Annotated in this window: 23 protein-coding genes; 6 read left to right on the plus strand and 17 right to left on the minus strand. The window is 61.1% G+C overall.

Annotated elements, in window-relative coordinates:
* Positions 1-45 precede the first annotated feature (45 nt).
* Positions 46-795: an SDR family NAD(P)-dependent oxidoreductase gene (locus tag ACTG36_RS14665; RefSeq protein WP_439142751.1), complete on the plus strand. Its 750-nt coding sequence runs from the start codon at positions 46-48 to the stop codon at positions 793-795.
* 56 nt (positions 796-851) lie between these two features.
* On the opposite strand, the gene ACTG36_RS14670 is transcribed toward ACTG36_RS14665, so the two are convergent.
* From ACTG36_RS14670 to ACTG36_RS14695, 6 genes are all read right to left on the minus strand, one after another.
* A complete protein-coding gene (locus tag ACTG36_RS14670; protein WP_375282366.1) occupies positions 852-1,640 on the minus strand; it encodes an FAD binding domain-containing protein in 789 nt (262 codons plus the stop codon).
* Between the two features lie 153 nt (positions 1,641-1,793).
* Entirely contained in the window at positions 1,794-4,175 is a 2,382-nt protein-coding gene (locus ACTG36_RS14675) for a xanthine dehydrogenase family protein molybdopterin-binding subunit (RefSeq protein ID WP_375282274.1), read from the minus strand.
* Between the two features lie 109 nt (positions 4,176-4,284).
* The gene (locus ACTG36_RS14680; protein WP_375282273.1) at positions 4,285-4,770 is read right to left on the minus strand and encodes a (2Fe-2S)-binding protein; all 486 of its coding nucleotides are present in this window, start codon (positions 4,768-4,770) and stop codon (positions 4,285-4,287) included.
* A gap of 138 nt (positions 4,771-4,908) precedes the next feature.
* On the minus strand, positions 4,909-5,919 hold the full coding sequence (locus ACTG36_RS14685; RefSeq protein ID WP_375282272.1) for a molybdopterin-binding protein: 1,011 nt from the start codon (positions 5,917-5,919) through the stop codon (positions 4,909-4,911).
* Positions 5,920-5,923: 4 nt separating this feature from the next.
* Positions 5,924-6,892 (minus strand): XdhC family protein, encoded by a 969-nt coding sequence (locus tag ACTG36_RS14690; RefSeq protein WP_375282271.1) that lies wholly within the window; start codon positions 6,890-6,892, stop codon positions 5,924-5,926.
* On the minus strand, positions 6,889-8,397 hold the full coding sequence (locus ACTG36_RS14695; RefSeq protein WP_439142754.1) for a LysM peptidoglycan-binding domain-containing protein: 1,509 nt from the start codon (positions 8,395-8,397) through the stop codon (positions 6,889-6,891). The genes ACTG36_RS14690 and ACTG36_RS14695 overlap by 4 nt, the downstream gene beginning before the upstream one ends.
* 126 nt (positions 8,398-8,523) lie before the next feature.
* Between ACTG36_RS14695 and ACTG36_RS14700 the strand changes: the two genes are divergently transcribed.
* Complete coding sequence (locus tag ACTG36_RS14700; RefSeq protein WP_375281880.1) at positions 8,524-9,072, plus strand: TIGR00730 family Rossman fold protein; 549 nt, start codon at positions 8,524-8,526, stop codon at positions 9,070-9,072.
* Positions 9,073-9,250: 178 nt separating this feature from the next.
* Here the strand turns inward: ACTG36_RS14700 and ACTG36_RS14705 are convergent, their stop codons facing one another.
* From ACTG36_RS14705 to ACTG36_RS14715, 3 genes are all read right to left on the minus strand, one after another.
* A complete protein-coding gene (locus tag ACTG36_RS14705) occupies positions 9,251-9,703 on the minus strand; it encodes a host attachment family protein (protein WP_375281881.1) in 453 nt (150 codons plus the stop codon).
* A 1-nt stretch (position 9,704) separates the two neighbouring features.
* Entirely contained in the window at positions 9,705-9,959 is a 255-nt protein-coding gene (locus ACTG36_RS14710; RefSeq protein WP_375281882.1) for a hypothetical protein, read from the minus strand.
* 202 nt (positions 9,960-10,161) lie between these two features.
* Positions 10,162-10,761 carry a superoxide dismutase gene (locus ACTG36_RS14715; RefSeq protein WP_375281883.1) on the minus strand — a complete coding sequence of 200 codons (600 nt, stop codon included), beginning with the start codon at positions 10,759-10,761 and terminating at the stop codon, positions 10,162-10,164.
* 251 nt (positions 10,762-11,012) lie between these two features.
* On the opposite strand from ACTG36_RS14715, the gene ACTG36_RS14720 reads away from it, so the two are divergent.
* From ACTG36_RS14720 to ACTG36_RS14730, 3 genes are read left to right on the plus strand one after another with little or no spacing between them, the layout of a single operon-like run.
* Positions 11,013-12,770: a glycosyltransferase family 2 protein gene (locus tag ACTG36_RS14720; protein ID WP_439142757.1), complete on the plus strand. Its 1,758-nt coding sequence runs from the start codon at positions 11,013-11,015 to the stop codon at positions 12,768-12,770.
* Positions 12,767-13,789, plus strand: coding sequence for a glycosyltransferase family 2 protein (locus tag ACTG36_RS14725; RefSeq protein ID WP_375281885.1), 1,023 nt, complete (start codon positions 12,767-12,769; stop codon positions 13,787-13,789). The genes ACTG36_RS14720 and ACTG36_RS14725 overlap by 4 nt, the downstream gene beginning before the upstream one ends.
* Complete coding sequence (locus ACTG36_RS14730; protein WP_375281886.1) at positions 13,789-14,592, plus strand: hypothetical protein; 804 nt, start codon at positions 13,789-13,791, stop codon at positions 14,590-14,592. The genes ACTG36_RS14725 and ACTG36_RS14730 overlap by 1 nt, the downstream gene beginning before the upstream one ends.
* Here the strand turns inward: ACTG36_RS14730 and ACTG36_RS14735 are convergent.
* The 8 genes from ACTG36_RS14735 to ACTG36_RS14770 form a co-directional block, all read right to left on the minus strand.
* Positions 14,574-15,578, minus strand: a complete 1,005-nt coding sequence (locus ACTG36_RS14735) for a glycosyltransferase family 2 protein (protein ID WP_375281887.1) — start codon at positions 15,576-15,578, stop codon at positions 14,574-14,576. The genes ACTG36_RS14730 and ACTG36_RS14735 overlap by 19 nt on opposite strands.
* 113 nt (positions 15,579-15,691) lie before the next feature.
* Complete coding sequence (locus tag ACTG36_RS14740; protein WP_375281888.1) at positions 15,692-16,219, minus strand: sarcosine oxidase subunit gamma; 528 nt, start codon at positions 16,217-16,219, stop codon at positions 15,692-15,694.
* A complete protein-coding gene (locus tag ACTG36_RS14745) occupies positions 16,212-19,220 on the minus strand; it encodes a sarcosine oxidase subunit alpha family protein (RefSeq protein ID WP_439142761.1) in 3,009 nt (1,002 codons plus the stop codon). The genes ACTG36_RS14740 and ACTG36_RS14745 overlap by 8 nt, the downstream gene beginning before the upstream one ends.
* Entirely contained in the window at positions 19,217-19,546 is a 330-nt protein-coding gene (locus ACTG36_RS14750; RefSeq protein WP_439142764.1) for a sarcosine oxidase subunit delta, read from the minus strand. Before ACTG36_RS14750 ends, ACTG36_RS14745 begins: the two co-directional genes overlap by 4 nt.
* Before the next feature lie 126 nt (positions 19,547-19,672).
* The gene (locus ACTG36_RS14755; RefSeq protein ID WP_375281891.1) at positions 19,673-19,930 is read right to left on the minus strand and encodes a hypothetical protein; all 258 of its coding nucleotides are present in this window, start codon (positions 19,928-19,930) and stop codon (positions 19,673-19,675) included.
* Positions 19,931-19,996: 66 nt separating this feature from the next.
* On the minus strand, positions 19,997-20,200 hold the full coding sequence (locus ACTG36_RS14760) for a hypothetical protein (RefSeq protein ID WP_375281892.1): 204 nt from the start codon (positions 20,198-20,200) through the stop codon (positions 19,997-19,999).
* A gap of 96 nt (positions 20,201-20,296) precedes the next feature.
* Positions 20,297-20,518 carry a hypothetical protein gene (locus tag ACTG36_RS14765; RefSeq protein WP_439142767.1) on the minus strand — a complete coding sequence of 74 codons (222 nt, stop codon included), beginning with the start codon at positions 20,516-20,518 and terminating at the stop codon, positions 20,297-20,299.
* Between the two features lie 304 nt (positions 20,519-20,822).
* On the minus strand, positions 20,823-22,067 hold the full coding sequence (locus tag ACTG36_RS14770) for a sarcosine oxidase subunit beta family protein (RefSeq protein ID WP_375281894.1): 1,245 nt from the start codon (positions 22,065-22,067) through the stop codon (positions 20,823-20,825).
* A 172-nt stretch (positions 22,068-22,239) separates the two neighbouring features.
* Between ACTG36_RS14770 and ccmI the strand changes: the two genes are divergently transcribed.
* Positions 22,240-23,387 (plus strand): c-type cytochrome biogenesis protein CcmI (ccmI, locus tag ACTG36_RS14775; protein WP_439142769.1); only part of this gene is annotated, 1,148 nt, incomplete at its 3' end.

Genomic DNA, 23,387 nt, shown 5'->3' on the forward strand with positions numbered 1-23,387 from the left:
CCGCATCACGCGGCCCTTTTGCGTTTATTGTCAAAAGGATGACCCATGCCGCAATTTGCAACATACCCCAGTCTTAAAGACACAGCCGTGCTTGTCACCGGTGGCGCGTCAGGCATAGGCCGCACCACGGTTGAGGCCTTTGCCGATCAAGGCGCGCGGGTCGCATTTCTTGATCGTGATGCAGACCGCGCGCGCCAGGTGACAGACACCACCGGCGCGCCGCATGCGCTTTGCGATCTGCGCGACATTGACGCCATGAAATCCGCCATCGCAAAGCTTGAGGCCGATCACGGCCCCTTCGCGGTTCTTGTTAACAATGCCGCCCATGATGACCGCCACGACTGGAAAGACGTCACACCTGAGTATTGGGACGAACGTCAGGCCACAAATCTGCGCCATCAGTTTTTTGCCATTCAGTCAGTCGCGCCGGGCATGATTGACGCAGGCGGTGGATCCATCATCAACATCGGGTCAAACTCATGGTGGGAAGCCGGCGGCGGCTTTCCCGCCTATGCCACAGCCAAAGCCGCCATTCACGGCCTGACCCGCACCATGGCCCGCGATCTGGGCGATCACCGCATTCGCGTAAACACCGTCGTGCCGGGCTGGATCATGACCGACCGCCAAAAAGACCTTTGGGCCACGCCTGAAGGGCTAGAGGCCCACCGCGCCCGCCAATGTCTGCCCGATCTGATCGATCCCGAATATGTGACCCGCATGGTGCTCTGGCTGGCCTCGGACGACAGCGCTATGTGTACGGCCAGCAATTTCATGGTCGACGCGGGCTCCATCTGACACGCAAAAGCCCGGCGGGTCTGACACCACCGGGCTTTGCAATCTCAGACGGAGGATCAGGCGGCCGCCGTCACCGCACGGCCCGTCATGACCTTGACCAGATGGGCACGGTAGTCGCCCGATCCGTGCAGATCACTGATCATACCGTCCCCGCTGACGCTCAAATCCGCCAGCGCATCCGCTGAGAAATTGGCCGACAGCGCCGCCTCGGCCTCCGTCCAGCGATAGACACCCTCTTCCGAGGCTCCGGTCACCGCCACCCGCACGCCATCCGCAAACTTGGCAACCATGACCCCCACGAGGGCAAACCGCGACGCAGGCTGAACGAACTTTTCGTAATGGGACACTTCAGGCACCGGGAAGCGAACCTCGGTGATGATCTCACCCTCCTCCAGCGCCGTGGTGAACATGCCTTGAAAATAATCATCCGCCGCAATCTCACGTGTGTTGGTGATGATCGTAGCGCCAGATGCCAGCGCTGCCGCCGGATAACAGGCAGACGGGTCATTGTTGGCCAAAGACCCACCCACCGTGCCGCGATTGCGCACCGCCGGGTCGCCAATATGCGCAGCCAAAGCCGCCAGTCCCGGATAGGCCGTGGCCTCGGCCGCGACCACCGCATGGGGCGTGGCCCCGCCCACACAGACCTCACCCGCGTCCGACATGCACACACCGCGCATCTCGGAAATCGCGCCGAGGCTGACCAGCGTGGACGGCATCGCCAAACGTTGTTTCAACGTGGGGATCAAAGTCTGCCCGCCCCCCAGCGCCTGCGCGTCATCCTCGGCCAAAGCCGCAACCGCATCGGCAATCGTCGTGGGCCGTGTCATCTCAAATTCATACATCGTCTTTTGTCCTTTCTATCGGCAGCCAAAACGTTTTCGTTTCGTTTTGCCTCAAATACTCTGGGGGTCTGGGGGCTGGCCCCCAGGTGTCGGGGGTCTGGGGGCTGGCCCCCAGCGGATCGGGTGAGCTTCGCTCATCCGATCCCTCATCCCTTAACCCTGCATGGCACTCCACACCCGTGACGGGGTCAGCGGCATATCCAAATGGGTCACCTTGTGCCCGCCTGATTGCAGCGCATCGACCACGGCATTCACGACTGTCGGCGGCGATCCAATGGCGCCTGCCTCCCCGCAGCCCTTCACACCCAATGGGTTGTGCGTACACGGCGTGCCGTCGTCGTGATCCACCTGATAGAACGGCAAATCATCCGCGCGCGGCATAGCGTAGTCCATGTAAGACGCGCTCAACAACTGACCGTCGCTGTCATAGGCCGTCTGCTCCACCAGCGCCTGACCGATGCCTTGGCCCAGCCCGCCATGCACCTGTCCGGTGACAATCATCGGGTTGATAATGTTGCCGAAATCATCGGCGGCGGCAAACCGCTCGACGGTGACTTTTCCGGTCTCGGGGTCAACCTCAACCTCACAGGCATAGGCGCCTGAGGGGTAGGTGAAGTTCGCCGGATCATAAAACGCCGTCTCCTCCAGCCCCGGCTCGATATTCTCGATGGGGAACTGATGGGGGATATAGGCCTTCAAAGCGACCTCACCGAAACTCACGGATTTGTCGGTGCCCGCCACACTGAATTGGCCGTCTTTCAGCTCAATATCCGCGTCCGAGGCTTCCAGCATGTGGGCCGCGATTTTCTTGGCCTTGGCGATGATCTTTTCGGTCGCCCGCACCACGGCGGATCCACACACAGCCAAACTGCGCGACCCATAGGTGCCCATTCCAAATGGGATCTTGGCCGTGTCGCCATGGACGATGTCGATGCTTGCCGCCTCGATCCCCAGCATATCGGCCACCACCTGCGGAAAGGCCGTCTCATGCCCCTGCCCGTGGCTGTGGGCACCGACCATGACGGACAGATTGCCCGTGGCGTTCACCCGCACCGTCGCCGCATCATAAAGCCCCACGCGGGACCCCAAGACGCCCACCAGATTGGACGGCGCAATGCCACAGGCCTCGATATAGGCGTTGACGCCGAGGCCGCGCAGCTTGCCGTTCGCCTCACTCTGCGCACGGCGGGCGGCAAAGCCCTCGCGGTCGATCATTGCTTCCAGCTTGTCCATCTGTCGGTCATAATTGCCGCTGTCATATTCCAGCCCCGCAGCGCTGGCGAAAGGGTATTGATCGGGCTTGACGAAATTCTTGCGCCGCAGCTCCACCGGGTCCATTCCCAATTCCCGCGCCGTCATGTCAATGATGCGTTCGATGGAATAGGTGGCCTCCGGCCGCCCTGCCCCGCGGTAGGCATCCACGGGGGCCGTGTTCGTGAACACCGCCTTCACGTTCACATAGACATTGGGCACCGTGTAATTTCCGGCCATCAAGGTGCCATGCAAAAACGTGGGCGTCGCGGTCGAGAAGTTCGACAAATAAGCGCCCACGTTCGCCATGGTCTCGGTCCGGAAAGCGATGAACGTGCCGTCTTTCTCGCAGGCCAATTCGATCTTGGTGACGTGATCGCGCCCGTGGGCGTCTGTCAAAAACGCCTCCGTGCGGGACGCGGTCCACTTCACCGGTCGCTTCAGCTTCTTGGCCGCCGCCAGCACCAGTGCCTCTTCACCGTAGTGGTAGATTTTCGACCCAAAGCCGCCGCCCACATCGGGGGCCACGACGCGCAGCTTGTTCTCAGGAATACCCAACACGAAGGCCGAGATCAGCAGCCGCGTCAGGTGCGGGTTCTGGCTGGTCGTATAAAGCGTGTATTCATCGGTGCCGGGGTTGTAATCGGCCGTCGACGCACGCGGCTCCATCGCGTTGGGCACCAGTCGGTTGTTCACCAATTCCAAGGTGGTCACATGGGGCGCGTTTTTGATGGCCTCATCTGTGGCGGCCCGATTGTCTTCGATCCAGCCCCAGTCAAAACAGACATTTGTGTCGATTTCATCATGAACCAAACCGCCCCCTGCGATGGCCGCGCCCATGTCGATCACGGCGGGCAATTCCTCAATCTCCACCTCAAGCGCTTCAACCGCGTCGCGGGCCTGCTGCTTTGTCTCCGCGATCACGGCGGCATAGGCGTCGCCCACATGGCGCACCTTGCCATGGGCCAGCACGGGCCGCTTGGGCTCCTTCATCGGCTCGCCATCGCGGCTGTTGATCAGCCAACCTGCGGGGTTGCCGCCGACCTCGACAAAATCCTCACCGGTGAAAATCGCCAAAACGCCGGGCATGGCGGCTGCGGCGGTTGTATCGATGCTCTTGATCACACCATTGGCCACATCTGAGCGCGCAAAAACCGCATGGGCCTGCCCTGTCAGGTTGATGTCGTCGGTATATTGCCCCTCACCCGTTAAAAACCGGATGTCTTCGCGGCGCGTGGTTGCGGCCCCGATGCCGCCCTCTACGGTTGAATTGTCCTTCGGCATTCATAGTCCTCCCTATTGCGGGGCGGCCCGACCCCGGCCTCATTGAGACCGGACCCAGGCCTGACGGGTCGGAGCACCGCTCCGGGTCGTCTGGCCCCGGCGTTTTCGGTTACTCCGCCGCGATGGCGCTGACGTCCTGACCGGACGCGGCCATAATGGCCTTAACGATGTTGTGGTAGCCCGTGCAGCGGCAGATGTTGCCTTCAAGGTAGCTGCGCACCTCGGTCTCCGTGGGCTTGGGGTTGTCTTTCAGCAAGGCCGCCGTCGACATCACCATGCCCGGCGTGCAAAAGCCGCATTGCAGCCCGTGGTGATCCTGAAACGCCTGCTGGATCACGTTCAATGACCCATCCGCATTGGCCTGACCTTCGATGGTGCCCACATCGGCCCCGTCGGCCTCAGCCGCGAACATGGTGCAGGATTTCACAGCCTCCCCGTTCACATGCACCACGCAAGCGCCGCATTGGCTGGTGTCACAGCCCACATGGGTGCCTGTCAAATTCAGATCATTGCGCAGAAAATCCACCAGCAGCGTGCGGCCTTCGACCTCGCCACTGACAGTCTTTCCATTCACGGTCATTGAGACCTGTGCCATGGTATCCTCCCAGATGTTTGTATTTGTATTGAGTTAACCACGGGTTGTGCGGTCTGAGAACTAAATTCTCCGCCGCAGAGCAGCATTGAAACAAAGCCCCCGCACTAAGGGCTTGCATCACGGCCGGCCCCCGCACTGCTATTCTCTGGGACGTCCGCGTTCGGGGATCTCTTTCAACAGACCACCAACGCCCATGCCCATAATGTCCTCTGGCTCAATAGGCACGCCGCAGATGATGCGTTCCAGCACCCAATCCGCGCCGTTTATGGCCGGGGATCGCGCACAGCCCGGCAGGCCGATCACGGGCTTGTCCCCCAGCCGCCCCAGAAACAGCAGATTGCCAGGATCAACGGGCATCCCGTAGTGAATGACCTCCCCCCCCGCCTGACGCACAGCTTGGGGTGCTGTGTCGCGAATGTCGGAGGTCGCCGTCGCGGTGAGGATAAACAGAACCTCGCCCTCAGCCTGCGCCAGCGCATCTGCCACCGACGCCTCCTCATGCGGGACAACGCAGCGGTCGGTCAGCATCATCCCGAAATGCCGGACCCGCGCGGCCAAGGCGCGGCGGCCTTTATCACTTGGCGCATCGCGCCCGACCCGCGTTTCGATCAAAGTGGCGGATGTGAATTGCCCCTGCGCCATCCCGATGGCCGCCGTCGCGGCGTCGCAGGCGCGCGCCAAATCCGGCCCTGCCACGGCAAAGGGGATGATCTTGATGGTGGCGACCAACCCGCCCGCACCCATCTTTTTGTAGGGCAATACCGTTGCGACAGTGATCGCAGGGGACACGCTGTTTACACGGTGGATGGCGGCGGCGTCCAAGAGGGCAAGGCCTGCGGCCTCAGCCACCAAATTCACACGTCCACCCACAGGGGAGGTTGCGCGCAGGCCGGTGCGGCCCGCACTCAGGGCCTGCGCCAAAAGCTGCGCGGCGTCGTCCTCAGCCACATCGCCGTCTTCCAGACGGGCGACTTGCAACTGATCTATCCCCTCCCGCGCGATATCGGCCAGATGGGTCGCGGTCAGGACCGTGCCCTTGGGGATCATCCGCGACATCTGCTGAGGGGCGAGGTCTTCGGGCGCGCTGTCCGTCGCATGGGCCAGAATGCAGCCTTCCGCGTCGGTCACGGGCACTGGTCCGAATTTCATCGCCCTAGTCCTGCCGCAAGGTCGCGGTGACCTGCGCCATCACACTGACAGCGATTTCCGCAGGCGACCGCCCACCAATGTCCAGACCCACGGGCGCATGGATGCGGGCGATGTCCTCGGCCCCAAATCCTGCCGCCTCAAGCCGCGCGATGCGTTTTGCATGGGTCCGCGTGGACCCCAGACAGCCCAGATAGAACACCGGCGACCTCAGCGCGGCTTTAATCGCGGGATCATCCAGTTTGGGATCATGGGTCAGCGTCACCACCGCCGCGCGTGCGTCGAGCCCCATAGCCTCAAGCGCCTCATCGGGCCAATCCTCAGAAATCACCGTGTCGGGAAACCTCTCGGGCGATCCAAAGGCGGGCCGAGGGTCCACCAGCGTCACATCATAGCCGCATGCACGCGCCATAGGCAGCAAATGTTGCGCAATATGCACCCCGCCTACGACGACCATCCGCAAGGGCGGGTTGTGAATGGCCACGAACGTCCGACCATCGGGTTCAACCCCCGACCGGTCCAGACGGAACCTGTCGGGATAGGCAGCAGGCCCCTCTAAGCGCCGCGCCTCACCGTCCAGATCAGCCACATAGGCCACGGCTTCGCCTGACGCGCGCCGGTTGACCAAATCCTCCAACAGGGTCACAGGCATGGCCCCGCCCACCGGCTCCACCATCACGCGGATTTGCCCGCCGCAGGCCAGCCCCACGGCAAAGGCCTCATCATCGCTGACACCGTAATCCAGCAGGCGCGCGCGCCCGTCCTCCATCGCCTCCAACGCTTCGACAATCACGGCACCCTCAACGCAGCCGCCAGAAACGGATCCTTCCATCCGCCCGTCCCCGTCAATCACCAGTTGCGAACCCACAGGACGCGGCGCGGACCCCCATGTGTCCACCACCGTGGCCACAGCCACAGCGCGACCCGCGCGGTGCCAATCGAGCGCCAGCCCCGACACCCCGCGTCTGTCGCTCAATTGCTGTCCTCGGGCAAAACAAAGACCTGTCCGGGATAGATCAAATCAGGGTTGCGAATGCGGTCGCGGTTGGCCTCAAACACGGTCACATAAAGAACCCCTGCGCCATAGCGTTCCTCTGCAATGGCCCAAAGCGTCGCGCCTGGTTGCACCGTGCGCGTGGCAACCGTAAAGCCCGGATCATCCACCTCTTCGGCTAAAACCTCAGCCACGGTGACAGGGTCTTCGCGCAGGAACGGGGTCTCGATCCGGCTGACGACGTCGCCGTCGGTGTCGACTTCGTCAATCCGCAATGTGTAAACGCCCGTGTCTACATCCGGCAAATCCCCACGCCACGTGCCGTCCGCATCAACAGGCAAGCGGCTGACGGGGGCATTATCCACATAGACCTGCACGAACCCTTCCCCCAAAGCGCGCCCGCCCAGCACCACATCGCCATCGGGCGCGTAGGTGATGGTGTCGAGAGCGACATTAGACATCACTTCAGGCGACCGGTCAGACACCGCAGGCTGGACGATTTCAACACCCTCGTCTGTGACCGCCAAAATGGCAGGCGTTGCGGGGGGCGTCGTCGGGGGCGTGGGGGCCACAGCCCCTTGCGCGACCTCTGGTTCAGGCTCAACCGGCGTCACAGTTGTGTCTTGGTCCGCATCTGGCGCCGCTGCGACGACGGCTTGAGGGGCATCCGACTGCCCCTCTTCGACCCCTTCGACCGCCTGCGCCACTTGCTCCGCATTTTGCGGATCGGCCACCTGCTCAGCCTCTATCACAGGCTCTGGCTGAGGGTCAGTTGCGGCGTCTTCAATCGGATCGGCTATCGGCTCCTGCGGCTCCACCGCCGCCACGACCACTGGCGCAGGGTTGGCCGCCAAAACGAATGTCCGGTCCGCTGGCATATCTGCACCGCCCGGATCACCCACGACCGACACAACCCGCGCGACCTCCGAAAAGCCCAGCAATCCGACATAGAAGAACGCGCCGCTGGCGTCGGTTTCCAACAGGGCAACCTCGTCGCCATCAACGCGCACGGAAATCCCCGTTGCGGGCGCACCCTGCCCCGACAGCACCAACCCGCCATCGGGCTCAAACCGCAGATCGGTCAGGACAGGCGCGATGGGGGGCACATCTTCAACGACGGCGGGGTCTTGGACCGCAGGGGCTATGTCGGCATCCGGCCCGTCCCCCTCTGCGACCTCGGGCGCGCCTTGCTGAGCGACCTCCGACTGGTCTTCCTCTGCCACCTCCGGCTGGTCCTCCTCTGCGACCTCCGGCTGGTCCTCCTCTGCCACCTCCGGTTCGACGCCCCCAGCAGCTTCCTGCACCACAACCGGCGCCTCAACCGCACCCGCCACAGCGTCAGGTGCCTCATCCGGCGCCTCAACACCCGCCACAGTGGCGACCTCAACGACCTCAGGCTGGGGCGGCAACGGACGCAGATAGACCGCAGCCCCCACAGCCACCACGACGACGCCGCCACCCATTAGGGCAAGTGTTGATGTCTGCACGGTTGTCCTCCCCGACATGTGCGCCCGGCGCACCTGATGCCCGAACCTTGGCAGAGCCTATCAACGCAGCTATCAGGGGTCAAAAGGTGCTTTGCACCCTTCCCTCATCTGTGATCGGAACGCCCCATGTCCTCCCGCCCCTTTTCTGTCTGCGTCTACTGTGGCTCTCGCGATGGGGCCGATCCGGCCTATGCCAAGGCCGCCGAAGACACCGGCGCGATGATCGCGCGCAACGGCTGGCGCCTTGTTTACGGGGCCGGCGATGTGGGGCTTATGGGGCGCACGGCGCGCGCCACCCAAATGGCAGGCGGCGACACCTTCGGCGTCATCCCGCAACACCTTATGGACTGGGAAGTCGGCAAAACCGACCTTACGACGTTTGTCGTCACCGAAACCATGCACGAACGCAAAAAGGTCATGCTGATGAATGCCGACGCGGTGGTGGTGCTGCCCGGCGGCGCAGGCTCGCTCGATGAAATGTTCGAAGCCCTCACCTGGCGGCAACTCAAACTGCACAGCAAACCGATCTACGTTCTCAATACAAACGGCTATTGGGACCCGCTGCAGGCCCTCATCACCCATACCATCGACCAAGGCTTTGCCGACGCAAATCTGTTAGATTTCACAACCTTCCTGCCGACGGTGCATGATCTGGAAACCGCCCTCAAACCCTGACGCGCGCCCTGTTTCTCTGGTTCTAAAATACCTCAGGGGGGGGGGCGCTCTGCGCCCGGGGGACAGCGTCCCCCTCCTGCCGTCACCACCAATCGCGACCACATAAACCTGCGCGGATCGGATGGGCGAAGCCCATTCGAAAAAAAACGGCGCCCCGCAGGACGCCGCTTTCAACTCTCTATGCCGCTTTGAGTTCGGCGGCCAGAATATCTTCAATCTCGTGTACAGGATGGGCTGCCAAATTCTTAGGCACCTCCGCCACGATCTTGTCCTGCACCACTTTGTGCAACGCCTCGCGGATGTTACCCAAAACCTTCGGGCCCGCCACCAGCACCAACCGGTCGATTTTGCCGTGATGGGCCAGATCATACAGTTGATCCGCGATATCATCGGCAAAACGTTCTTTGGCCAATTCGTGCCAGTCGGTGTCCTGAAACGCGGATTTGTTGCCCTGACTGTCGGCCATCCGACCAGGCCGGTTGGCTGATTGTTCAATGTCGGACGGGTTGTCCTGCGTTTCTTTGTCCATCACCTCAAAATACGGGTCCTCCGCATCGGTCTTGTTGACCAGATACAGAACCTTCTCGCTGTTCGCGATGACGATATGTGTACCGTTTGTGATCTCGGTCATCTTAGCTGCTCCCTTTCTCTTTGGCGTCGACATCGGTGCCGTGGTGGCCACCCAGATTGCCCTCGCCCTTCTCGTATTTCTTCGTCACCCGTGTGACGGAGGTGTCGCCCTTCACCCGACGCTTTTCTTCGTCCTTGGTGGCGATGCGGCGCGCCATGTCGCCCCCGTCCCGTCCTGCGTGGGATGGTGTGTCCAGATCGGAGGTATAGGCCTCCGTCTCGCGGGTGCCATCGGTGCTTCTGTGTCGCTCGGCCATGGGTGTCTCCTTTGTCAGTTGCTTGGGAAAATAACCCGCGTCCCCCTCGGGATGTTCCGCCAAAAGAAAAGGGCCCGCCAAAGTGGCGAGCCCCAAAACCGTGATAGACCGGTCAAATCACATGCGTGACGCGACATTTTCCCAGTTCACCTAGGGCGTTCGCGCATCAGCGAACCCCGTTGGTGACTGGGCCACCGTCAAATCACATGCGTGACGCGACATTTTCCCAGTTCACAAGATTATCGAGGAAGTTGGTCAGATAATCAGGACGTTTGTTGCGGAAGTCGATGTAGTAGGAATGCTCCCACACATCGCAGCCCAGCAGGGCCGTCTGGCCGAAACACACCGGGTTCACGCCGTTTTCGGTCTTGGTCACTTTCAGACCGCCGTCGGTGTCTTTGACCAGCCACGCCCAGCCGGACCCGAACTGGCCTGCGCCTGCCGCTTTGAATTCGTCTTTCATCTTGTCGACGGACCCGAAGCTTTCGGTGATCGCTTTTTCAAGCTCACCAGGCATGGCGCTGTCGCCGGGGCCCATCATTTCCCAGAACTGGTTGTGGTTCCACAGCTGGCTGATGTTGTTGAAGATGCCATTCTGGGCCACGGCATTTGCGTCATAGGTACCTTTGATGATCTCTTCGAGGGACTTGCCCTCCCACTCGGTGCCCTCAATCGCCTTGTTGCCATTGGTGACATAGGCGTTGTGGTGCAGGTCGTGGTGGTATTCCAGCGTCTCGGCGGACATGCCATAGGATGCCAGCGCGTCGTGGGCATAGGGAAGATCAGGAAGTTCGAAAGCCATCAGGGCACTCCTTTGAAGTATTTTAATCTCTGAGACGTAACAAAGCCCTCAGGCGGCTCAGGTCAAGGCGGTTTTACCGCAAAGGGGCGCATTTGCGATTGTTTCCCCTTCCGCAACAGTGGACTTGGGGGTTCATGTCGCTATGCTGCGGCCAAGCCGGGACGTATTCGGAAAATCAGCGCCAAGCGCGGGACGAGAGCAGGTAAAAACGTGACACACCCCAAGAGTTTTGATCGTCGGGGCCGCATCTGATGGCCAAACATCAATACACAATCCTGTCGATGATGAAAGACGAAGGCCATTCTTTGGTGGAATGGGTCGCCTATCACAACCACATCGGCTTTGATAATATCTGCGTCTACACCAACAACTGCGGCGACGGCACCGATGACATGCTCATCCGGCTTGAAGAACTGGGCTGGGTCAAACATTTCCGCAATGACGTCCCCGAAGGCAAAAAGCCCCAGCCCAACGCGCTGATGCTGGCCACCAAAAACCCCGACGTTGTGGACAGCGAATGGATTTTGACGATGGACGCGGATGAATTCCTGTCCATCAAATGCGGGCGCGGCCATATCGGCCATCTGGTCGAACGGATGGACCCTGCGGCAGACGCCATTGCCATCACATGGCGGTTTTTCGGGTCCAACGGGATCACCGACTGGAATCCGGGCCTTGTGACGGAAAACTACACCTCCGCCGCCCCTGACATGTTCAAAAAGGGGTGGGGCGTGAAAACCATGTTCAAACCCTACCGCGACATGAAACTGGGCATTCACCGCCCCCACATCAAAAAGGCCAAACAGGAACCGGCGAACGCCAAACTGCTGTTTGACCAGTTGTGGCTCAATGGGTCCGGCAAACCGATGCCCGATGAATTTTCCCTGTCCGGCTGGCGGTCGACCAAGCCCACCTTGGGCTACAAATGGGTGGAACTGAACCACTACGCCGTCAAATCGTATGAGGCGTATTTGCTCCGCCGTGTGCGGGGCAACGTCAACAACAAAGAAGACAAATACAACGCTGCCTACTTCGCGCTGTTTGATCGCAACGAAGAAGAACACATGAACGCCACGCGCCATGCCAAGGGCGTCAAAAAGAAGATGGCCAAGATCCTCAGCGATCCGATCATGCGGGAATTGCAGGATAAGGCGTTGGACTTTCACGCCAAACGGGTTGAGATGCTCCGCTCCTCCGGCGAATACGACAGATGGGTCGCGGAACTGAAAGAAGCCGCTGAAATCCCCTTGGATAAGTTGGATGAGGTGTTGTTCATCCAGCACCTGCCCAAGGAATGGCAGCAAAAGGTCAAGGAATTGCAGGCCGCTGGCATCCCGGACAAGAAAATCGCCAAGATGATCGCCCAGACGCAGACCGCCAAAAAGGGTGAAACCCGTCAGGCGCTGCTGGCCGCTGCGGGTGAGAACGCTGAAGAACGTCTGGATGCCCACCAATTGAAAGGGCGCGAAAGCAAGGGCGACAGCCTAGATAATCCGTTCATGAACACCGAAGCCGCCGCAGGCCTCGGCGTGCCGCTCATGAACGAACGCACCCAGAAGATCGCACTGGCCGCGCAAGCTGCCGACCCCAGTGACGCGGGTGCCGCCAAACTGCTGGCCAAAGCCGCCAATGCGCGCAAGGTGCTGGACGCGCAGGCGAAGGCCACGCCTGATCCGACAGCCATCGTCGATATGAACGAACCGGCCCCGTCGCTGGACACCATCGTGGATGAGGCAACGGTCGAAGCCTCGACCAATATCGAAAGCCCCGAAGGCACCGTGCCCGTCGTGGACGCGGCCCCTGCCCCGAAAGCCACGCGGAAAACGGCGACTAAAAAGACCACGACAAATGCGAAAACCGCGACATCGACCAAGACCACCAAGCCCAGAACGACCAAGGCAAAGTCGACCACGTCCAAAGCGGCTGCATCAAAAACGACCGCCGCGAAGGCAAAAACCTCCAAAGGCAAAACCACCAAAGTGGCCCCCAAGAAAGCGACCTCAAAATGACCAAAGCCCCCAACGCGGGCCGCAAGGTCCTTGTGTCGACCATGAAAAACGAAGGCCCCTACCTGCTGGAATGGCTGGCCTATCACCGTCTGATCGGGATCGATGAATTCTGCATCTTTTCAAACGATTGCACCGATGGCACCAACCTGATCCTGAACCGGTTGGACCAGTTGGGGATCGTCAAACATTACGACAACCCGCAAGGGCCGAACATGGACCCCCAGCGGTCGGCCTACAGCCGTGCGAACAAACAAAAATGGGTCAAATCAGCCGATTGGGTGCTGATCGTGGACGCCGACGAATTCCTCAACATTCATGTTGGCGACGGGTCCATCGACGCGCTGATCGACGCCTGCGGCAACCCTGATGCCATTTCAATCAACTGGCGGCTTATGGGGTCTGTGGGCCAATCCAAAATGGCCAATGACCCGTTCAAAGGCGATCTGGTGACCGATCGTTTCACCCGTGGGTCCAGCTTTGATGAGCCTGAAAACGGCCTCGTCTGGGGGTTTAAAACCCTGTTTCGCCCCGGAAAATTCGACTTTTTTGGCGTCCACCGCCCCAAATGGCGCAAACAGACCGAGGTTGAGCCGGGCAAAGTCATCTGGACCAACGCCGCAGGCCGCCCCATGGGTGATCAGTACCTGCAACGGGGCTGGCGCGGCAACAAAGAGAACGTCACCAACGAATTCGCGCAAGTGAACCACTACGCCATCAAATCGCGTGAGGATTTCTTGCTCAAACGTCTACGCGGCACGGCCAATTCCAAGAACAAAGGCCGGATCGACATGGACTATTGGGACAAATACGACATCAACACCCACGAAGATTCCACCATCCGCAACGACGGCGTGCGCGCACTGATGGACGACTGGCTGCAAGACGCGGATTTGGCGGCCCTCGTGCGGGCCTGTGCGGATTGTTCCCAACGGGTGCTGGATTACCAGCTGACCGTGCCTGAATTCCGGACGTTTATCGACACCGGCATCTTTGAACCCATGCAGAAAATCGACGACTGATGACCAAGCCCCGTTTTCTATGCGTTGGCACGCACCATAAGACCGGCACCGTCTGGCTGCGGCGCACGTTCCACAAATATGCCTCCGCCAACGGGATTCCAGTGGTGCGGGTGAATGGCAAAACGCAGGTTACGGACCTGCCAGACCGGGGTCCTGCCCTTGTGGTCAACTGGTCGTCGGACATCCCGCAGGCCATTCTGGACCTGCCCGACACCCGCGCCGTGCATATGATCCGCGATCCGCGTGATGTCCTGATCTCCGGCGCACGCTACCATTTGACGGCCAAACACGGCAACGAAAAATGGCTTGCGCGGCCCCGCGACCAATGGGGCGGGCTGAACTATCAAGAAAAGATCAATTCGCTGACCAATCCGCTGGATCAGATGCGGTTCGAAATGCACCACAAACACAAAGCCACCTTGCGCGAAATGCTGCGCTGGCCTTACGGCCACCCCCATGTGGCCGACCTGCGCTACGAAGACATGATCAACGACACGGACACCGCCCTGTTCAAAAAGATGATGACCGATCTGGATGTGGAAGGCTTCGACGTGGAGGGCGTGACCAAATCCTATTGGGATCAGTCGTTATTCGGCGGCCAGAAAGACGACCGCAAAGGCCTTGTGGCCGGCCACGTCAAATCCGGCAAAGCCGCCCAATGGACCCGCAAACTACCGCTAGAAATCGCCGTCGAATATCACGCGGCCTACGGCGATGCTCTGATCAAACTGGGCTATGCCAAAGACGGCACTTGGGTGGATGAATGTCGCCCCGCAGCACAGGTTTACGCCGACGCCACCTGATGGTTTTCGCGGTACCGTTTGATCCGGCTTAACAGTTCTTGCATGTCGGGCTGTTTCTTAAGCGACGCGATCCGGCGACGGGCCACATCCACAGCCCCCTCATGCAGACTGCGCAGTTCCGGATCCTTCAACAACTCATCCCGTGCTGTGGCAATATCGGGCACCATGCGTGAGATGTTGGTGTCATACAGATCGTTGTGATCATAGCGCCGCCAATAGGCCATAGCGTCCTTCGCATCGGCGTGATTGGCATTGCCCCGATGCACCTTTAGCAAATAGGTCTCTACGGCACGCAGGGCGTAATGGTTGAGCTGCACCAGATCGAACCCGAAACTGCCCTCAAGCAGGCTTTTGATATCTTTGGTGAAATCCTGATCGGTCAGACGTTTGCCCGACCCGTTCACACAATGCACCTTGTCCAGCTTGTCCTTGTGAAAGATCGGGGAATGGTTGTGCCAGGATTTTGCCTCTGCCGCGCGGTGGGTCAATGTTTTGGTCCCGCGCCGGTTCAGGCGGGCGTGGTAGGGCGTTTCCTTGTCCCACGCGTAGTGGAACTGTTCGGTCAGCAATTTGTCCTCAAACTCCACCACGTCAGAACAGCCGAAATTGTGCTGGTTCATCACCACCATATTGGCGTCGGGGACAGCGTTGAACAGGTCCTCCAGATGGCCCTTTCCGGTGTTCACGCAGATGAATTCATCTACATCAAAGCTTACCACCCAGTCAGAGCGCGGCAGCCTTTCGGAGGTGTTGATGTATTTGATCACCTGCAAATGATGCTTGTCGCGGGCCAGATACATGGACGGGTTGGGGTAGTGCCGCAGCACGCCCATTTCATCCAAACGTTCCAGCATCAGGTTGGTGCCGTCCGTGCAATCGTTGGAAAACACCAGCATGTCGTTCACACCGATCAAACGATGATAGGCGACCCATTCCAGCAAGAAGGGCGCTTCGTTTTTCATCGGCGTGATTGAGGTGATGCGCATGGCGTACGGCCTGTCCTGTAACTCTGCCCCAGCCCTATCAGAGAGCGCACGTCACGTCATGACATAGATCGACGCAGACGTGAGGTGTCGCACCACAGCGACACCCGCCGGCGTCACCCAAACGCGCCCGTCGCGCTGGCCTTGGCCGCATTGCGCAAAAGCCCGTCCATGTAATCCCCGACGGAGCGGAAGCAGACCACGTCGAACCCCGCCTCATGGGCCCAAAACGCCGCCGCCACCTGCGCAAATCGCGTCCGGCGCGCGTCACCCACGGCAAAGCTGTCCGCGTGAATGTCGACGGGGCACAGCCGCGCCAGAACCTCACGCGGGTGGTCGCCCGCAACAGTAAAGACCGCCCGCGCGTCAGACACGTCGGCGGCCAGATAATGCTGTCCGGTCAGGGCCTTATCTATCACGGTAAGGGTCTTGCCGACATCTGCGTAGGGCACCATCACCAACAGCTCATCCGGTGACATCCACAGTACGCCCGTGGTCCCGTCCCCCGCAATCTTGCCCGGTTTCGGCATCCCTTGCCCTGTGGCAGCCTTCACCGCCTTTTTCATCGCAGCAGAGGCCAAATCCCCCCGCAGCGTGATCATACCGCGCGCCTCGGCGCGGGTGATTGTGGCCAAATCAGACATTCTGCTTGCTCCCTTCGGGATCATAAAACACCGGGCTGACGATCTTGGCATGCACGACCGATCCGTCCACGCGGGGGAACTGGATTACCTCCCCCATGCGGTCCGGCCCGTCTTTGACCAGCCCCATGGCAATCCCGCGCCCAAGATTGGCGGAATAATAGGTCGATGTGATGCGGCCTTGCGTGTTGTGCTGGCCGTTGGCGTTGTCGCCATCCGCCACTGCATAGGCCCCATCCGGAATGACTGATCCGTCAACGCTTTCCAGACCCACCAGTTTCCAGCGGTCCGGGTCCGCCATGGCCGACCGCTGCTGCCCGCGCTTGCCCAGATAATCGTCCTTCTTCTTGGACAGCGCCCAGTTGAGCCCCAAATCCTGCGGGATCACGGTGCCATCCGTCTCATCCCCGATCATGATGAACCCCTTTTCGGCGCGCAGCACGTGCAGCGCCTCGGTCCCGTAGGGCATGACGCCGAATTCCGCACCCGCCTCCATCAACGCCTCCCAGAAGGCCGCCCCTTCGGAGGCTTTCACAGCAATCTCATAAGACAACTCGCCCGAGAATGAGATGCGGTAAGCACGACAGGCAAAGCCGCCAATCTCACCGTCTTTCCACTGCATAAACGGCAGCGCGTCTTTCGACACATCCATCCCGCCAAGCTTTTCCAGAACCTTCCGCGCCATGGGGCCAACGACGGCCACCTGCGCGTATTGTTCGGTGACATTGGCCACATAGACCTTCCAGTCCCACCATTCCGTCTGCAACCATTCTTCCATGTGGCCATGGATATGGTCGGCCCCGCCGGTGGTTGTGTGGCACAACCACGTGTCGTCATCGATGCGGGCCACAACCCCGTCATCCATCAAGAAGCCCTGTTCGTTGCACATCAACCCGTAGCGGCATTTGCCCACCGCCAGATTGGACATCATGTTGGTGTACATCATGTCGAGGAACCGACCCGCATCAGGCCCCTTCACGATCAACTTGCCCAGGGTCGAGGCATCAAGCAGGCCAAGGGCCTCACGGGTGTTCTTCACCTCACGGTTCACAGCGTCTTCGACGCTTTCGCCGCCGCGTTGGTAGGCATAGACACGGCGCCATTGACCCACCGGTTCCCACTCCGCACCGTTAGCATCGGACCATGCGTGGATCGGTGTTTTGCGCAATGGCTGGAACAGATCGCGGCTGGCCTCCCCCCCGATCGACCCCAGCGAAATCGGCGTGTAGGGCGGACGGAACGTCGTGGTGCCGGTGGCGGGACTGGGCTGGCCCAAGGCATCGGACAAAACGGCCAAGCCATTGATGTTACTCAACTTGCCCTGATCTGTTGCCATCCCTAACGTGGTGTAGCGCTTGGTGTGCTCAACACTTTCATAGCCCTCTTGTGCGGCCAGTTGCACGTCGCTCACTTTGACGTCGTTTTGATAATCGAGCCACATTTTAGACCGCAGTTTGTAGGACGCGCCCTGCGGCATCATCCACACGGCCTCCATCGGGGCCTCCTCCGGCGCGTCGCCTTTGGGCGCCTTGCCGGGGCTGTCAAAGGCCCCCGCTGCCTTGGCCGCCGCGGCACCTGCGGCATGGGCGGTCGCGACGCAGTCGTGGGTGCTCATGCCGCCTTGGGCGGCCCCTGCGGTCAGGACAAATCCCGCACCGTCCGCACCTAAGGGCGGGCGGTCAGGATCAGGGCGGAAATGGTTCTGCTCCGCGTCCCAGATCAATTTGCCCCCGCAATGGGACCACAGATGCACCACCGGTGACCAGCCGCCCGACATGGCCACGGCATCGCAGGCGATCTCGTCGAGCTCCGCACCCTCACCGGCGTGGGCACATATGCCCACCCCCGTGACCCGCTTGCCGCCTTTGACGGAGGCCACGGCCCTGCCGAACATCACCTTGATCCCCAGCGCCTCGGCCTCCCGCGCCAAGGGGCCAGCGCCGGTGCGCGCATCGATCACCGCAGGCACATCCAGCCCCGCCTGTTTCAGCGCAATCGCCGTGCGGTAGGCGTCGTCATTATTGGTCACGACCACCGTGCGGTCCCCGACCGACGCGCCATAGTTCACCACATAATCGCGCACGGCAGAGGCCAACATAACACCCGGCACATCATTGCCCGCAAAGGACAAGGGCCGTTCAATCGCCCCCGTCGCGGTCACAATCTGGCCGGCGCGCACCCGCCACAGCCGGTGCCTTGGCCCGGATTTGTCGGCCAGATGATCGGTCAGCCGTTCATAGGCCAGCGCATAACCATGATCATAGACACCCGCCCCCATGCAGCGCGACACGGCCACAACATTAGACATCTTATCAAGGGCTTGCAGGGCGTCCTTCACCCAAGCCTCCGCATCCATCCCGTCAATCTGCGCCCCGTCCACCGGCGCGCGGCCGCCCCAATGGGCGGTCTGTTCCACCAGCAGCACACGCGCACCGGCGCGGCCCGCCGCAAGGGCTGCCGTCAGCCCCGAAATGCCCCCGCCCACGATCATGACATCGCAGTGGTGATAGATATGTTCGTAGACATCCGCATCGTTGTCCTTGGGGGCTTTGCCCAGCCCTGCAGCCTTGCGGATGAAGGGTTCATAGACATGTTTCCACAAAGGCCGCGGGTGGATGAACATCTTGTAGTAAAAGCCTGCAGGCATGAATTTCGACAGCTTGGCATTCACCGCGCCTACGTCAAACTCCAGCGACGGCCAATGGTTCTGCGACGTGGCTTCAAGCCCCTCGAACACCTCTTGCGTGGTGACCCGCTGGTTGGGTTCAAACCGCCCGCCGGACCCAAGATTGACCAGACCGTTGGGCTCCTCCGCGCCACTTGCCACGATCCCACGGGGCCGGTGGTATTTGAACGACCGCCCCACCAACATCTGGTCATTGGCCAACAGCGCCGAGGCGAGCGTATCGCCCTCAAAGGCCTTCATCCGCTGCCCGTTGAACGTAAATTCCACCTGCCGGTCGCGGTCAATCAACCGCCCTTGGTGTGCCAGACGTGTGCTCATGAAAAGTTCCTCCAGGACCAACCGGGGCGTTTGGCGGTGATTTTGTCTTTGATGTCTTTGGGCGGTTCAAACGTCTGCGCCGGATAGGTCCCGAACACCTCCAGCGTCATGGTGCAGCGCGCGGCGTGAAACCACTTGCCGCAGCCATAGGCATGGCGCCAGCGTTCGAAATGCACCCCTTTGGGGTTTTCGCGCACGAACAAATAGCCCTCAAACGCCTCCTCGGACGATCCCGGACCGAACCGTTTAAGATGCGCTTCACCGCCAGGAGACAGTTCGGTTTCTTCAGCGGCCACGCCGCAGTAGGGACACTCTAGGATCAGCATGATGCACCCGTTGCACTTTGGGGTTGATGTCGGCACGCCGCAATCGGGCCCGCGAACGCAAAAAGACCGGCATCGCACGCGATACCGGCCTTCGAGGCGGCCCGAAGGCCCGCACTGAATTCAGTCTTATTCGGAGCCTTCGACAGCCCCTTCAACAGCGCCAGCCGCGTCTTCAACGGCCTCGCCTGCGCCTTCGATCGTGATATTGACGTCATCCGCGCCGCCATCCGCGCCGCCCGATCCCGAGAACATGACGTAAGCCATGATTGCAACAACGACCACAATGATGCCAAGGATGAACCCCATGGCCCCGCCGCCGCCACCTGTGGTGGTTGTGGTTGTCGTTGTGTTGCGTTCTGCCACGTGTTCGTTGCTGTTGGCCATGTGCGTTCTCCGTTCCGTCTTGAAGTCTGTTTCAAGCTTAGAACGGGCTGAAGGGCCAAAAGGTTCCTAAAAGTTGGGGTAGACCACCGTCCGATCCGGATCGAGGCGTTCGCCCCCATAGGGCACGCCCGTGATCGCAACGGTGAGGAATGTGGTGACGATGAACAGCCCAAGGGTACCCGCCAGAAGCCCTGCGATCTTGGCGCTGTTGCGGCTGAACCATGCTTCAAGATCTGTGGGCGTGGGAATACGGCGGATGATGGCGTCCATGGGTCTCTCGCGGGTGGGTTGCTTTGCGATTGACCTATGTGTGCGGGGGCAAGGGTCAACCCCTGCCCGCCGCGATATCTGCGTGAGGGATAGAGATTATTCGGTCGGGATGACCGGTGCGGGGTCTGCCGCAGGGGCGATGTCCGCAGGTGTCTGGTCCACGGGCACGGCTGCACCCCCGAAGACCGCGTAAAGCACGACCAGCACGATGGCCAATCCCGCAAGGATGAAGCCGAGGCTTCCCGCGCCTGACCCGCTGTCGAGCGGGATGCGATGGGACCGGTCCGGTGCCGGCTTAGAGAAGTCGTAGTCCGCCATTTCAAGTCCTCCTGTTTGGGTGAGACCAGATTGGCAGGTCCTGCATCAGAAGGAATATAAGCGGAAATCGCCGGTTGATTTGGGCGGCGGCTGGCCGTTTGGGCAGGTGCGCATCGGCCAAAGGTTGCGCAAAAGCGCGGATGCGGGTGGCCCGACCTCGGGTGGGTCCATGATACACGAAGTGCCCTGTGATCTTGATCCACCAGCGATGGCACGCGCGGCACAGGCTGCGCAATCGGCCCTCCCGCGGGGGAGGTCGGGCCGAGCGCGTGCCCGCCGAGTTGGTCGAAATGACCGTGTGCCATCAATGCGCGACCCCCGCCGCGACGCTTTCATCAATGAACTTCCCTTCCCTGAACCGGAACATGGAAAACTCATCCGTCAGGGGCGACTGACCCTTGGCCATCAGTTCCGCCATGGCGAAGCCTGATCCCGGAATGGCCTTGAACCCGCCCGTGCCCCAGCCGCAGTTCACGAACACGCCCTCAACCGGTGTTTTCGACAGGATGGGCGACCGGTCGCCCGTCACATCCACGATCCCGCCCCATTGGCGCAGCATTTTCAATCGGCTGAGCATGGGGAACGTCTCAACCAGAGCCCTCACTGTCTCCTCGACGTGCTGGAACGATCCGCGCTGGGTGTAATTGTTGAACCCGTCGGTGCCGCCGCCGATGACCATCTCCCCCTTGTCCGACTGACTGAGATAGCCGTGGACCGTGTTGGCCATGACAACAATATCCATGCAGGGTTTGATCGGCTCTGACACCAAGGCCTGCAGGGCCACGCTCTCAATCGGCAACCGGAAACCGGCCATATCCGCCAGATGGGACGCATGGCCCGCGACCACCATGCCAAGCTTATCGCAATCGATGGCGCCCTTGGTCGTATCGACGCCCACGACCTTGCCGCCTGTGGTGCGCACGCCCGTGACCTCACACTGCTGGATGATGTCCATGCCCATGTCAGAACAGGCCCGCGCATAGCCCCACGCGACCGCATCATGACGCGCGGTGCCACCGCGCGCCTGCCACAACCCGCCCAACACCGGATAGCGGGGGCCGTCGATGTTCATGATCGGGCATAGCTCTTTGACGCGGTGCTTGTCGATCCATTCGGTCTTCACACCCTGCAAGGCGTTGGCATGGGCCGTGCGCTGATAGCCGCGCACCTCATGATGGGTCTGGGCCAGCATAATGACGCCACGAGGGCTGAACATCACGTTGTAGTTCAGATCCTGGCTCATCGTTTCATACAGGCTGCGGGATTTTTCATAAATCGCCGCCGACGGGTCCTGAAGATAATTGGACCGGATGATCGTCGTGTTGCGGCCCGTGTTGCCGCCGCCCAGCCAGCCCTTTTCGATCACGGCCACATTGGTGATCCCGTAATGCTTGCCCAGGTGCCACGCTGTGGCCAACCCGTGGCCACCGGCGCCCACGATGATGACGTCGTATTTCTTCTTGGGCGTGGGGTTGCGCCAGTGCCGTTCCCAGCCTGAATGATACCGCACCGCCTCACGGGCGATGGCAAAAGCAGAAAAGCGGCGCATGACAGATCCCCGATCGGTGATTTCCCTAAGATGTTTTGTGGTGGAACACGTGCATTTTCGGACCACCGGCGGCGGCACTTAGATGCACTTTTCCGACACGAGGCGCAAACGTGGCATTCGGGCGCACGTTTGCGCCTTTTGCCGCACTGCAATTGGCCTTAGATGGGTGGGTATGACTGGTTTTTTGATCACCGCCGCCCTGCTGGCCGCCCTTGCCGTTCTGGCTGTCACTGCACTGCTGTGGCGGGGGCGCGGCGATGCAGGACCGCAAGACACCGATATCGACATTTACCGCGACCAACTGACGGACGTGGACCGCGATCTGGCGCGCGGCGTGTTGGATGAGGCCGAGGCGGAGCGGACGCGCACAGAAATCTCCCGCCGGTTGCTGGCAGCAGACGCCAGCACGCGGGCGCAGGACGGCGATGCCCCCCGTGGGCTGAGCCGCGCGGCGGCTGTGGTCTGCGGCCTTGCCCTGCTTGGGGCGGCAGGCGGTCTCTACGGGACATTGGGCGCGCCGGGCTATGGCGATGTGCCGCGCGAATTGCGCCTGAGCGTGGGCGAAGACCGCCGCGCCAACCGCCCTGGCCAGCTTGAGGCCGAGGCCGCCGTCGACCTGCCCGACACGCTGAACCAGTTCGATGAAGCCACACGGGGCCTGATCCAATCGCGCCGCGCGGCCACCTTTGAACAGCCAGAAAACCTGCAGGCCTGGACCGTGCTGGCCCAAACCGAAGCCGCCATCGGTCAATACCACCGCGCGGCCCGCGCCCAAGAACGGGTGATTGCCCTGCAAGGCGCGGATGTCCCTTCCGAAGATTACGAACGGCTGTTGGATTTGCTGGTCGCAGGCACCCAAGGTTATGTTTCGCCCGAGGCTGAGACCATCGCCCTGCGCGTGCTGCAAACCACCCCCGACAGCGAACCGGCACTTTATTATACAGGCCTGATGTATGCGCAAAACGACCGCCCCGACCGCGCATTTTCCCTCTGGCGGCGGGTCATCGAAGGCGGCAGCCCCGGCACGCTGCACTATGATTTCGCGGCCAACCAGATCAACGAGGTGGCCGTCCAGTTGGGCATCGACTACGCTCTGCCCGAGGTCCGCGGCCCAAGTGCGGCCGATCTGGACGCCGCGCAAGAGATGTCACCCGAAGACCGCCGCGCCATGATCGAAGGCATGGTCGGCGGTCTGGCCGACCGGCTGGCCACCCAAGGCGGCCCGCCCCAAGACTGGGCGCGGCTCATCACATCGCTGATGTTGATCGAACAGCCAGAAGCCGCCGCGCGCGTGCTGGCCGAGGCTGAGACCATCTTTGG

The sequence above is a fragment of the Pseudooctadecabacter sp. genome, from assembly GCF_965657175.1.
Classification (GTDB): Bacteria; Pseudomonadota; Alphaproteobacteria; order Rhodobacterales; family Rhodobacteraceae; genus Octadecabacter.

Excerpts from the sequence above, each read along its gene's own strand:
- ACTG36_RS14665 (WP_439142751.1), top strand. The coding sequence starts at position 46 with ATGCCGCAATTTGCAACATACCCCAGTCTTAAAGACACAGCCGTGCTT.
- ACTG36_RS14670 (WP_375282366.1), bottom strand. The coding sequence starts at position 1,640 with ATGTATGAATTTGAGATGACACGGCCCACGACGATTGCCGATGCGGTT.
- ACTG36_RS14675 (WP_375282274.1), bottom strand. The coding sequence starts at position 4,175 with ATGCCGAAGGACAATTCAACCGTAGAGGGCGGCATCGGGGCCGCAACC.
- ACTG36_RS14680 (WP_375282273.1), bottom strand. The coding sequence starts at position 4,770 with ATGGCACAGGTCTCAATGACCGTGAATGGAAAGACTGTCAGTGGCGAG.
- ACTG36_RS14685 (WP_375282272.1), bottom strand. The coding sequence starts at position 5,919 with ATGAAATTCGGACCAGTGCCCGTGACCGACGCGGAAGGCTGCATTCTG.
- ACTG36_RS14700 (WP_375281880.1), top strand. The coding sequence starts at position 8,524 with ATGTCCTCCCGCCCCTTTTCTGTCTGCGTCTACTGTGGCTCTCGCGAT.
- ACTG36_RS14705 (WP_375281881.1), bottom strand. The coding sequence starts at position 9,703 with ATGACCGAGATCACAAACGGTACACATATCGTCATCGCGAACAGCGAG.
- ACTG36_RS14710 (WP_375281882.1), bottom strand. The coding sequence starts at position 9,959 with ATGGCCGAGCGACACAGAAGCACCGATGGCACCCGCGAGACGGAGGCC.
- ACTG36_RS14715 (WP_375281883.1), bottom strand. The coding sequence starts at position 10,761 with ATGGCTTTCGAACTTCCTGATCTTCCCTATGCCCACGACGCGCTGGCA.
- ACTG36_RS14720 (WP_439142757.1), top strand. The coding sequence starts at position 11,013 with ATGGCCAAACATCAATACACAATCCTGTCGATGATGAAAGACGAAGGC.
- ACTG36_RS14725 (WP_375281885.1), top strand. The coding sequence starts at position 12,767 with ATGACCAAAGCCCCCAACGCGGGCCGCAAGGTCCTTGTGTCGACCATG.
- ACTG36_RS14730 (WP_375281886.1), top strand. The coding sequence starts at position 13,789 with ATGACCAAGCCCCGTTTTCTATGCGTTGGCACGCACCATAAGACCGGC.
- ACTG36_RS14735 (WP_375281887.1), bottom strand. The coding sequence starts at position 15,578 with ATGCGCATCACCTCAATCACGCCGATGAAAAACGAAGCGCCCTTCTTG.
- ACTG36_RS14740 (WP_375281888.1), bottom strand. The coding sequence starts at position 16,219 with ATGTCTGATTTGGCCACAATCACCCGCGCCGAGGCGCGCGGTATGATC.
- ACTG36_RS14745 (WP_439142761.1), bottom strand. The coding sequence starts at position 19,220 with ATGAGCACACGTCTGGCACACCAAGGGCGGTTGATTGACCGCGACCGG.
- ACTG36_RS14750 (WP_439142764.1), bottom strand. The coding sequence starts at position 19,546 with ATGCTGATCCTAGAGTGTCCCTACTGCGGCGTGGCCGCTGAAGAAACC.
- ACTG36_RS14755 (WP_375281891.1), bottom strand. The coding sequence starts at position 19,930 with ATGGCCAACAGCAACGAACACGTGGCAGAACGCAACACAACGACAACC.
- ACTG36_RS14760 (WP_375281892.1), bottom strand. The coding sequence starts at position 20,200 with ATGGACGCCATCATCCGCCGTATTCCCACGCCCACAGATCTTGAAGCA.
- ACTG36_RS14765 (WP_439142767.1), bottom strand. The coding sequence starts at position 20,518 with ATGGCGGACTACGACTTCTCTAAGCCGGCACCGGACCGGTCCCATCGC.
- ACTG36_RS14770 (WP_375281894.1), bottom strand. The coding sequence starts at position 22,067 with ATGCGCCGCTTTTCTGCTTTTGCCATCGCCCGTGAGGCGGTGCGGTAT.